Annotated in this window: 7 protein-coding genes, 1 tRNA gene and 1 pseudogene; 7 read left to right on the top strand and 2 right to left on the bottom strand. The window is 45.7% G+C overall.

The features are described 5' to 3' along the window. Nucleotides 1-234: 234 nt before the first annotated feature. Both VIP81_RS16295 and VIP81_RS16290 read right to left on the bottom strand, forming a co-directional pair. Nucleotides 235-308: transfer RNA gene (locus VIP81_RS16295), tRNA-Asp, on the bottom strand. An 87-nt stretch (nucleotides 309-395) separates the two neighbouring features. Further along, nucleotides 396-815, bottom strand: a pseudogene (locus VIP81_RS16290) (endonuclease V); the annotation flags it as partial. 99 nt (nucleotides 816-914) lie between these two features. Here VIP81_RS16290 and VIP81_RS16285 point away from each other — a divergent pair. The 7 genes from VIP81_RS16285 to VIP81_RS16255 all read left to right on the top strand — a co-directional run bounded on the left by VIP81_RS16285 (nucleotide 915) and on the right by VIP81_RS16255 (nucleotide 11384). Then, nucleotides 915-2315: an ATP-binding protein gene (locus VIP81_RS16285; RefSeq protein ID WP_331962937.1), complete on the top strand. Its 1401-nt coding sequence runs from the start codon at nucleotides 915-917 to the stop codon at nucleotides 2313-2315. 10 nt (nucleotides 2316-2325) lie between these two features. Beyond that, complete coding sequence (locus VIP81_RS16280) at nucleotides 2326-3984, top strand: FAD-dependent oxidoreductase (protein ID WP_331962934.1); 1659 nt, start codon at nucleotides 2326-2328, stop codon at nucleotides 3982-3984. Nucleotides 3985-3993: 9 nt separating this feature from the next. Further along, nucleotides 3994-4257 carry a UBP-type zinc finger domain-containing protein gene (locus VIP81_RS16275; protein ID WP_331962930.1) on the top strand — a complete coding sequence of 88 codons (264 nt, stop codon included), beginning with the start codon at nucleotides 3994-3996 and terminating at the stop codon, nucleotides 4255-4257. 487 nt (nucleotides 4258-4744) lie between these two features. Further along, nucleotides 4745-5344, top strand: a complete 600-nt coding sequence (locus tag VIP81_RS16270; protein WP_331962927.1) for an RNA polymerase sigma factor — start codon at nucleotides 4745-4747, stop codon at nucleotides 5342-5344. Nucleotides 5345-5391: 47 nt separating this feature from the next. Then, nucleotides 5392-6348: a FecR family protein gene (locus VIP81_RS16265; RefSeq protein WP_331962923.1), complete on the top strand. Its 957-nt coding sequence runs from the start codon at nucleotides 5392-5394 to the stop codon at nucleotides 6346-6348. Nucleotides 6349-6381: 33 nt separating this feature from the next. Then, on the top strand, nucleotides 6382-9768 hold the full coding sequence (locus VIP81_RS16260) for a TonB-dependent receptor (protein ID WP_331962920.1): 3387 nt from the start codon (nucleotides 6382-6384) through the stop codon (nucleotides 9766-9768). Nucleotides 9769-9788: 20 nt separating this feature from the next. Continuing rightward, nucleotides 9789-11384 (top strand): RagB/SusD family nutrient uptake outer membrane protein, encoded by a 1596-nt coding sequence (locus tag VIP81_RS16255; RefSeq protein WP_331962917.1) that lies wholly within the window; start codon nucleotides 9789-9791, stop codon nucleotides 11382-11384. Nucleotides 11385-11494: the final 110 nt, after the last annotated feature.

The following is an 11494-nucleotide window of genomic DNA, read 5'->3' as shown; positions in this document are numbered from 1 at the left end:
AAGTCAAAATACTCTAAAACCCCCGCGGGTAATAGCATCTCTACAAGTTTACGAAAGTTCTGATCCACGTGCGTCGTTGGCTAATCTGATGCAAAACAACTATTTTTCTACTAATCCCCCAAGTTTTCAACTTGATCCGTTTCAACTTGATCCCTTTTCAACTTGATCCGAATTAATCGGAACTCGACTTAAAACAAAAAACCCGCTCATTGAGCGGGTTTCTTCGCATTTCTGCGGACCGGACGGGACTCGAACCCGCGACCTCCGCCGTGACAGGGCGGCATTCTAACCAACTGAACTACCGATCCTTCCTACAGGCAAGCTTTTCAGCCATTCCGTATTCCCCGTTTGGGGTTGCAAATATATAAATAATAATTCCTAATTACCAAATATTTCTATTTTTTGTGTTCGGGCAATGCTAAGCGGGCATAATGATCCGCCAGTCGCGTGGTTTCCGGTAACCGGCATTGGGTGCATACTTTCAGCACAATATCCGTGGCGGTAGCCAACGATATTTTATGTCAGGTAGATACAAATACCGGGTTAATACCGTCCTGCGTTCTTAAGGCATTGCCTATTTGCGCGGGGCCCATCAGTGGGGCGATGCTTCCTCTGGCAGCGCCCAGGTCTTTGTATTCGCCACAAAGCTTCGTTTTACCGCAACCTATCACCGGCCAATTAAGGATCACGCCAAAATGCGCCACCAGCCCGAAACGGCGCTGATGTGCGATAGCTTGTCCATCACAGATGATCAGGTCCGGGTGTACGGATAGTTTTTCGTAGGCGCGTAACAGTAGTGGCATTTCCCGGAAGAAAAAAAAGTCCGGGGATAGGCGCCAAAGCTACTGGAAATTATTATAGTTTGAGGTGTGCTGAAAGCTTATATTTGGTGACGTACTGCAATCCCGATTTTTATGGAACCTGTTACTGCAACACAGCTAAAGAATATTCCGGCGCTAAAGGAGGTCCCTTTGGAACAGCTGGACTGGCTGCTCACTCACTCGGAAGAGCGGTGGGTACCGGAAGGAGAGCCATTGTTTAAGGCCGGTGATCCGGTGGTGACCACCACTATCGTCATCTCTGGAAAAGTGCGTATTTCGGCTACTATCAACGGGCATTACCGGGAACTGGCGGAGTTAAATGACGACAGCATCACCGGATGGCTGCCTTTTTCCAGGGTAAAGAATGCGATGGGAACAGGACTTTGTCTGAAGGATACCCGCGTTATTTCCTGTCATGCCGATATCTTAAAAAAAGAGATAGAGCAACACTATGAACTCACGGAAGCGTTGGTACATATCATGACCAGCCGGGTACGCGACAACACCAATTTTCAGCAACAGAATGAAAAGATGATGGCGCTGGGAAAATTGTCGGCCGGGTTGGCACATGAGCTGAATAATCCGGTGGCGGCGATTACACGCAGTGCTACCGCCTTGTACGATAACATCCGGCATCTTCCGGATATCTTCCGGCAAATGTCGGCGATTTGTTTAAGCGAGAAAGAGGCCGGCGTGTTGGTAGATCAGCTGCTGCAAATGCAGGCTGGCAGACCGGAGAAAGCGCAGGGAATGTTGGAGCTGTCTGATAAAACGATGGAGCTGGAAGACTGGCTCGATACTAAAGATATCACCCAGCTGGAGATCGCGGAAGTACTGGCGGAATACGATCAGGATAAAGAGGTACTGGACAAATTCTGTCAGCAATTTCCACCACAGCATCTGCCGGTAATATTCAGCTGGATACATAGTGCATTGGTCGCTAACAGAATGGTAACAGACTTACAGCTGTCTGCCAAAAGAATAGCCGACCTGGTAGGCTCTGTAAAAAGTTATACGTACATGGACCAGGAACCGGATAAACAATTTATTGATATACACACAGGAATCAGCAACACGCTGGCCATGCTGAATTTCAAAATCCGGAGAGGAAATATTGAAGTGGTAGAACAGTACGATACCACGTTGCCAAAGATAAAAGCATTGCCGGGAGAATTAAACCAGGTATGGACTAACCTCGTGGATAATGCCATTGATGCCATGGAAGTCAATAAAAAAGGACGGCTGGAAATAGCTACTACCAAAGACCGGCAATATGTACATGTTACCATTACGGATGATGGCCCCGGTATTCCGGCGGACATTCAGTCGAGAATATTTGAACCTTTTTTTACGACCAAAGAAATAGGAAAGGGTACCGGCCTCGGACTTGACGTGGTGATGCAGATCGTGCAAAGACATCAGGGTGTTGTTAAGCAGGTATCTGTTCCGGGGAAAACAATTTTTACGGTTTCCTTTCCTATAGAAAATAATTAACTTAGAAGCTATGAGTCTGCCTATAATATTTGCCATAGATGATGACAGACAGGTGCTGAATGCTATTACCCAGGACCTGAAAACCTACTACAGAAAAACGTATCGTATACTGAGTACGTTGTCTGCCACAGAAGCATTACAAAGCCTGATAGAACTGAAAAACAGAAATGAAACCGTAGCGCTGTTCATCTCCGATCAGCGCATGCCTGAAATGGAAGGAGTGGATTTCCTGCAACAGGCCATCGCCATTTATCCGGCTGCGAAAAGAGTGTTACTAACGGCTTATTCAGATACCAGCGCCGCTATCAAAGCGATCAACGAACTACGACTGGATTATTATCTCATGAAACCATGGGACCCGCCGGAAGAAAAGTTGTATCCGGTTATCAATGATTTGCTGGACGACTGGCAAAATAGCTACCGGCCAGAGTTCCAGGGGATTAAAGTATTGGGGCATCCATATTCTTCCAAGGCTTATCGTATCAAAGAATTCCTGGCCAGCAACCTGATACCCTATCATTCGGTGGACGCCAGCGGAGAGGAAGGAAAGGTGCTGATGCAAATTAATCAGCTGGAAACATCGGCATTGCCGGTGGTCATCTTTGAAAATGGTGAAGTAGTATCCTGTCCGCCGATCATTGATATTGCCGCCAGGATTGGGCTGAACCCCACTCTGAAAAATGAAATTTATGATGTGGTCATTATAGGCGCTGGTCCTGCTGGTTTAGCTGCCTCTGTGTACGGCGCTTCAGAAGGACTGAAAACATTGCTGGTAGAGCGGCATGCACCAGGCGGACAAGCAGGTACCAGTTCCCGGATAGAGAACTACCTGGGTTTCCCTTCCGGCCTGAGTGGAGCAGAATTAACCCGCCGGGCCATTACGCAGGCTACCCGATTTGGAACAGAGTTTTTGTCGCCACAGTCGGTGAAAGAAATTAAACTCAAAGCCGATTATAAAATTGTTTGCCTGGAAAGTGGTACGGAAATAAATACCCGTGCTGTAGTGATTACTACCGGCGTCGATTACCGGAAGCTCGATACTGCCGGCATAGAACAATTTACCGGCGCCGGGGTTTATTATGGGGCTGCCATTACAGAAGCCGCGTCCTGTAAAGAAAAAAGTGTGTACATCCTGGGAGGTGGCAATTCCGCCGGCCAGGCAGCGGTGTACCTTTCCCGGTTTGCCAAAGAAGTGTTTATCGTAATCAGGAAAAATGACCTGACCTCCACCATGTCTTCCTACCTGATTGATCAGATCCAGGAAATTCACAACATTGTGGTGTTGAGTAATAGTGAGATCGTAGAAGCTACCGGCACCGACAGACTAAATGGCCTGACCATAGAAAATGGGCAAACAAAAGAAAGGAAAGAAGTAGTGGCAGATGCCTTATACATTTTTATTGGTGCAAAACCTTATACCGATTGGTTAGGTGATTTGATTATAAAAGATGAAAAAGGGTATGTGCAAACCGGCAGAGAAATGAAATCATTTGATTATTTCGGTAAACTGTGGAAGCTGGAAAGAGAGCCTTATGTACTTGAAACCAGCTGTCCGGGTATTTTTGCTGCCGGCGATGTGCGCTCCGGCGCCATGAGCCGGGTAGCGTCTGCGGTAGGAGAAGGCTCCATGAGCATCAGCATGGTTCATAAATATTTAGCGGAAGTTTAAATCTTTTTTATGTCAGTATGTTCACACCTGAAAGCCATTACAGATATCCGCATTGGAACCACCCATGTATGTGAGGAATGTGTAAAGCAAAACGGTACCTGGCTACATTTGCGTACCTGTCAAACCTGTGGCGCTACCCTGTGCTGCGACGATTCTCCGGCGCGGCATATGACACAACATTTTCATGCTACGGCACATCCGGTAGTGGCGTCTGCAGAACCTGGCGAACAATGGCTGTGGTGTTATGTTGATAATTCTTTTGCGGAGTATTAATATAGAGAGATGCCGTCAGGCCGCCCATTTTTTGTTCGGCTATTTGTCAGGGAGATGCAGCCACGCTACCCATGCTTTTCTCCGTTTGCCAAACATTTATTTTATCAAGCTACGTCGCAACTGGCAGGAATTGATGCCTGCCAGCTGTCGGATGTTTAACACGCAGATATATTTTTATAATCTTAAAAATTATAAAATATATACAAAGTTTTCTCATATTCGAAAAGTAAATTTATATTGCTTCCAGAAATGAAGATAGTCGAATGTAACGTTATGTAATAAATTTATCCATCCACATAAACTTTCAACTTTAGATAAAACCAAATCAAATTAAAAGGCCGTTCCCAACACGGGAATTCATCAGCATAATTACTTGTCAAATTAGGCTAAATCGATTTTTAACAGGAGTATCAGCCAGGAATCAGCAAAGTTAATATCCACGTAATATTAAGCAATTACATTTGTAGGGACTTGTTATATTCCAACTATGTTCGGGCATAAGAAATTATCTTTCCAAAATATATCCGCTACTTCACGTCAGCAGGATTTTGAAACATCAGTAGCTGCTTACTGGGATAAGCTATTGGGCATTGCCGTGGCTAAAACCAATGCGCATGATGCCTTCGACATTGTACAGGATGTATTGCTTTCTCTTTGGGAGAAATGGGAAGATGTCCCCAAAGATGACACCCTCGAATTTTATTTACTCAACGCCCTCAAGTTCCGCATCTTTAAATATTACCGCACTACCGGTCGTTATCAGGCCCACCTCCGAAAACTGGAGGTCTTATTAAATGACACCCTCGAAGAACCCGGCGCATTAGCGCAGGAAGATTTACGCGACCTGAAAGAAGGCATTATTAACGAAGCCATGGAAATTCTTTCTCCCAGCCAGCGCCAGTTATTTGTACTCCGCATGCAGTACCATTATTCCTATCAGAAAATAGCGCAACAATTAGGCATAGATCCCGCATCAGCAAGGGTATTATATAGCCGCGCCCTAAAGCAGGTAAAAGCCCATGTCAAAGAAAATCCGGCCTTATCTGCCAGCCTCGTTTCTTCCTTTTTGCTGTTTACAATTTCTTAACATTCCCCTTAGTTAACATTTTTTGCTCTCCGGGTATTCATTAGTAGATGGCACCAAAAAAATATCCGAGGGCGCATGCCCTGTTAGAAAAATTTTACGCAGGTAAATGCACACCAGAAGAACTGGCCATATTAGACAGCTGGTATGACGGTTTGGATAATATCGCTGATATATCAGCGGTAGATACCGCGCATTACCAGCAACAGTTTCTGGCTAATTTCCGGAACAGTCTACCCGAGGCAAAAATAGTCCGGTGGAAACAAACGGCTATTAAATGGACCGCCGCTGCCGCCAGCGTGATATTATTAGCCGGTGCAGGATATTGGTGGCTCCATACCGCACAACAAAAAACAATGCATCCGGGCGATATTAAATCGTTCCTGGTGACCAATGAAACCAGCAACGCCAAACTGGTGGTATTGCCAGACAGCTCTCATATATGGCTGAATGCCGCCGCATCGCTGCGCTGGAAAGAAGATTTCAACCAAAAGGTGCGCAGTGTACAATTAACAGGTGAAGGATTTTTTGATGTACAGGGACAAACCGGCAAACCCTTTATCATCCGCACCAGGGACCTGACCATACAGGTACTGGGTACAAAGTTTAACGTAGAAGCCTATCCGGCTGAAGGCGTAACACGCGTATCCCTCCAGCAGGGAAAAGTGAAAGTAGGGGCTGGAAAAGACAGCACCATTCTGAAGCCCGGCTATGCCGCCGTTTATAATAATGAAGATAAAGGATTGGCAGTAGCAGCCGCAGATGCCAGTAAAATGGCGGTTTGGAGAGACGGTGTTTTCATTGCTACCGATCTGCCGCTCAGAGATGCCGTTACACGCTTGTGTACCCGCTACGGATATAATGTGCATTGGGAAAATGCACAGGGAGCAGACAAGATCATTTCTGTCATGTTCATAAAAGAAACATTCGTAAAAACGCTCGACAACCTATGCTATATCAGTCGTAAGCATTATCGTATTGCCGAAAAACAGGTTACCATTTATTAATACACGTGCGAACACTCCTGAAAAAATCAACACATGAAAATGAAATGTACCATTTCAGATCAGTACTCCCGTAGAAGCGGGCCAACTGCATCCCGTATTAAACGATTCCTTTTATTGGGATGCACCCTTTTGCCGGCTACCTTTGGCTATGCCCGGCAGAGCGGGTTGAACGAAAAAGTAAAGCTCGATATTTCGCGTGCCTCGCTCTCCCAGGTGCTGAGTGCACTGGGCTCCCAGAGCACTTTTACGTTCAACTATGTAAAACAGGATTTCGACAAAATTATCGTCAGCGATTTTAAACCGGACAACATCACGCTAAATGAAGCACTCAACCTGCTCCGGAATAAATCCGGCATAGAGTACAGCGTGAGCGACAAAGCGATCCTGCTGAGAAAAGCAGAAAAAGATCCCGTTGTACAAACTGTCCAGGTGGCCGATCACAAAATCACCGGAAGAATTACCACCGAAACAAAAGAACCTATTCCCGGCGTATCTGTTTGGGTGAAAGGCACCAAAACAAGAACGGTCACAAATGCAGATGGTAGATATGAGATCTCAGTAGAGAGTGAGAAATCTGTGTTGGTATATAGTTATGTAGGGTACGAAACCATAGAACAGGTAGCCGGTAATGCAGAAACCCTGAATTACTCGCTCAAAGTAAGCAGCAGTGGTTTAAATGAAGTGGTGGTGTTGGGTTATGGTACCGCAAAAAAAGGAGATTTGTCTGCTGCCGTATCTGTAGTACCGGATATGAAGCAAATCAAAGAACGTCCCGTATTGGATGTGGCTAATATGATTCAGGGTAAAGTGCCCGGTGTTACCGTAGTGAGTAATGGAGGTCATACCAGTTCGGCAAATAAAGTGGTCATTCGTGGTGTAGGATCAACCTCAAATGAAAATGTACTGTATGTGGTAGATGGCGTACCGAATGCTCCTTACAATCCTTCAGATGTAGAGTCTATCACGGTGTTGAAAGATGCGGCTTCTGCGGCGATTTATGGCGCTTTCTCCGGTTCATCCGGTGTAATACTGATCACCACCCGCCAGGCTACCAAAGGACAACCCTCTGTACAATACACTGGCTTTGTAGGCGCCAAACAAGCATGGCGTACACTGCAATCGCTCACAGCAGAAGACGAAGCCAAAGTGGCTGATCTGGCGCAAGTCAACGCCGGCAACCAACCGCTGGAAGGATGGGACCCTGTAAAAAATCCATATGGCGCCGTAACACGTACCGACTGGATGAAGGAAATTTTCCGCACTGGCTTAATCCAAAGACATAACATCAGCGTAAATGCCGGTTCTGATAAGTTTTCTACCCTCTTCCAGGCCCGCTACGAAAATGAAGAAGGTACGCTGCTGAATACCTACAATAAAAATATTTCCCTGAGATTTAATGCTAATTACGAATTTTCTAAAAAGGTAAAACTGCGTCAGGATATCTTCTGGAATAATAATGATAACAGAGATGCGGAAACTGCCAGCGGTTATACCGGTGTCATCACCTCTGCTATCTACATGCCACGCTCTGCCACCCCGTATTACGCGGATGGTACGTTTGGAGGTACGGGCCCAAGAGATGGGGCTTACAACGGTATCTATGGTGATGTGGTAAACCCGGTGGCTAGTCTGCTGCGGAACCAGCCTTATAATAAAACCAATGACCTGCAATCAGCAACAGAAGTTACCGTATCCGATATCATTCCTGGGCTGAACTTTTTATCGCGCTTTTCCTACAGGCAAACAAATGGTTTGTGGAAAAATTTTGAACCAAAAAGAACAGAACCAGGTAAGCCCAACGATCAAAACAGGTTAAGTTATTCTACTAATAAAGATTATTCCTGGATCTGGGAAAATACCTTGAACTACAACAAAGTATTTAACAAACATAGCATCGGCGCCATGTTGTCTATGACGGCGCAGGAAGCCGGAAACCGTTTTTTTTCCGCAACAGCACAGGGCATCCAGAATGAAGCAGATTGGGCACAGTTCTTTACAAACGCTACGCTTTTTGAAAATCAGCTGCCAACAGATGGGCAATGGGTAGACCGCAACGCTTCTTATGTAGGACGACTCTCCTATAGCTGGGCGGATCGCTACTTTGTTACGGGAAGCTACCGCTATGACATGGCGGGTCGTTTACCAGCAGATTTCCGCCGCAAAGGATTCCCCGGGGTTACTGGTGCCTGGAAAATCAGTTCAGAGCCTTTCTTCAATGTGGACGCTGTAAATCTGCTGAAAATCAGGGGTAGCTGGGGCCGTATTGGTAATATGGCATCTATCTGGCGCAACTATGCTTACCCTAAACTCAATGCCGGTAGTACCTACCAGCTGGGCGACGGTGCTCCTATTTCCACCTCTTTGTCTAACGGTGCTGCATTTAATCCCGCACTTTCCTGGGAATCATCTCAACAAACAGATATTGGTCTTGATATCAATATGTTGAAACAACGTTTAGGCATTACCGTTGATTACTTTGATAAACTGACATATGACCTGATCCAACAGCAATCTACCGGATGGCCTAATACTTTTGGTTACAGTGCTCCTTATCTTAATAAAGGCAAAATTGGTAATAAAGGATGGGAAGTAGCCGTAACGTGGAATGATCATATTGGTGCCGTAGGCTATAACCTGGGAGCGAACATTGCTACGTTAAAAAACGAGGTAGTGTATATTGACGATAACAAAGATGCTGCCTGGTTCCCTGGGGATGCTTACAGAGGTGTATTGACTCCTTACAAATCTATGAAAGGACAGCCTTTCTATTCTTATTGGTTGGTACAATCTGCCGGATTATTCCAGTCTGATGCGGAAGCAGCTGCCTACCAGAAAGGTAACAAAGCCATTCAGCCGAATGCCAAAGCCGGCGATATCAAATTTATAGACCAGAATGGAGATGGAAAAATTGATGACGCAGACCGTGTGTTCATGGGCAATGCCTTTCCTAAACTGACGTATGGATTTAATGCCAGCGTTACCTGGAAAAATTTTGACCTTAGCATATTTATGCAGGGCGTGAGCGGTGTGAAACTGTTCAACGCTTTCAAGATGACTACCTTAAGCGGCTCGGAACAGGGGTACAACCGTTGGGATAAAATTAAAGACGCCTGGACACCTGAAAATACAGGTTCTAATATCCCACGTGTTCGCGCCAACGATCCTAATGGCAACTTCGGTACTAACTCCGACTGGTACCTGGAAAATGGTAGCTACCTGAGAGTGAAAAACGTGCTGCTGGGTTATACTTTCCAAAAGATGCGCTGGAACAATGGACTACGCGTGTATTTCAGCGGCGACAACCTTCTCACGTTCACCAAATACTCCGGTATGGATCCGGAAGTGGGTGGTGTTGGTCTTGATGGTGGTCAATTCCCTGTTTCCCGTGTGTTTTCTCTGGGCGCTAATGTTAAATTCTGATCAAGCCAAACTGTATTATTATGAAATCAAGAATCAATTATATATGCTTGCTGGCCTCATTCACCGTTGGTTTTAGTGCCTGCAGCAAATGGGTAGACACCAAGCCTTATGGAGAGCCCTCCACCGCCTTTTTCTGGCAGAGTGACAACGATCTCAAAAAAGCAACGGCTTCATTATATGAAACCATGCCAAACGAATCTACCTGGGGCAGGAATCTTTTCTGGGTACAGGATGCCAGCGATGATCTGATTGTAGGAAGAGCCAAGGCCGATGGTGAAAATATTAAAAACTTCATTCCAAGTGGCCGGGAAGGTTACCTGACAGGCGGTTGGGAAGATTTGTATAAAACACTGAACCGGGCCAACCAGGTTATTCAGAATGTTCCCACTTCTAAAAACACCTCTGAAGCAGCCCGTAATCAGGCGCTGGGGGAAGCGTATTTTATGAGAGGGTTCGTTCATTTCTGGATCGCCTACGTATGGGGACATAAAGACCAGGGCGTACCTTTCGATGGACCTGAAAATCCGGAGTTCGGAAAACGTATTCCGCCACAACTACCTTCGGTAAAAGATAACTATGCACAGGTAGTGAGTGATATGCAAAAAGCGGCTGACCTGCTGCCTCTCTTTGAAACATATACTGCTGCTGACCAGGGAAGACCTCATAAAGCAGCTGCCTGGGGTTATATGGTAAAAGCATACGCCTACTGGGCACAATATGATCAAAGCAAATGGGCGCTGATTCCTGCTTTGTGTGATAAAATCCGTGATGAAGGACACCGCGCACTGATCAAAGACAAACCAGATGGCAAACAAAACTACAGAGCTGTTTTCAGTATCGCCAACAACTGGAGCAGTGAATATATGTGGTCAGTTACTTCCGGTACACAGGGTGGATCAGAGTTTCCCGGCGTAGTACTGGAAAATACAGGATGGAATATGTTCAATGGATGGGGCTATTTCCAACCTACGGAAGAATTGTATGATGAATACGAAGCCACTGACCCCAGAAGGGAAGTAACCATTCTGAAATTTGGCGATAAATTCACCTATTTCGGATTAAACTTCACGTATTATTCCACTAACAGCCTGTCTGGTTTCCAGATCAACAAGTACATGGAGCCATACTCCTATGGAACAGATGGTAAGTCCAGCACCAATACCAAAATCAATCAAAGCCCTGACTATCCAACTACTCAACTGAACCTGCCTTTAATGCGCTATGCAGAAATCCTGCTCTTTAAAGCAGAAGCCCTGATTGCGCAAGGTAAGAACGGTGAAGCCGCTGGTCCCTTAAATGAAGTACGCAGCCGCGTGGGATTAACGGGTATCACTAATCCTACCATGAATGACCTGAAGCACGAACGCCGCGTAGAACTGGCCTGCGAATGGACAGACAGATTGCAGGACCTGAAAAGATGGGGCGATTTTGCTAAGATCAATGCACCATTACATGGACGTATTCACAGCAATAAATCAGACCCGGCATCTGCTTACACCATTAAGGAAGTATGGCCTGCACGTCATTTCGATGCGGCTAAACATATGGCCTGGCCTATGAATCCGGATGTGGTGAATAAAAGCGACGGCGCTTACAAGCAAACACCAGGATGGTAAAATTAAATTACGAATTACGAATTACGGAGTTGTGGGGAGATATACGCGTTTACGGTCTCCCCGTAATTCGTAATTCGTAATTCGTAATTCGTAATTCGTAATTCGTAATT

The organism is Chitinophaga sp., from assembly GCF_036566945.1.
In the GTDB taxonomy this organism is placed as follows: domain Bacteria; phylum Bacteroidota; class Bacteroidia; order Chitinophagales; family Chitinophagaceae; genus Chitinophaga.
This window is presented reverse-complemented; position numbering and strand designations above follow the sequence as displayed.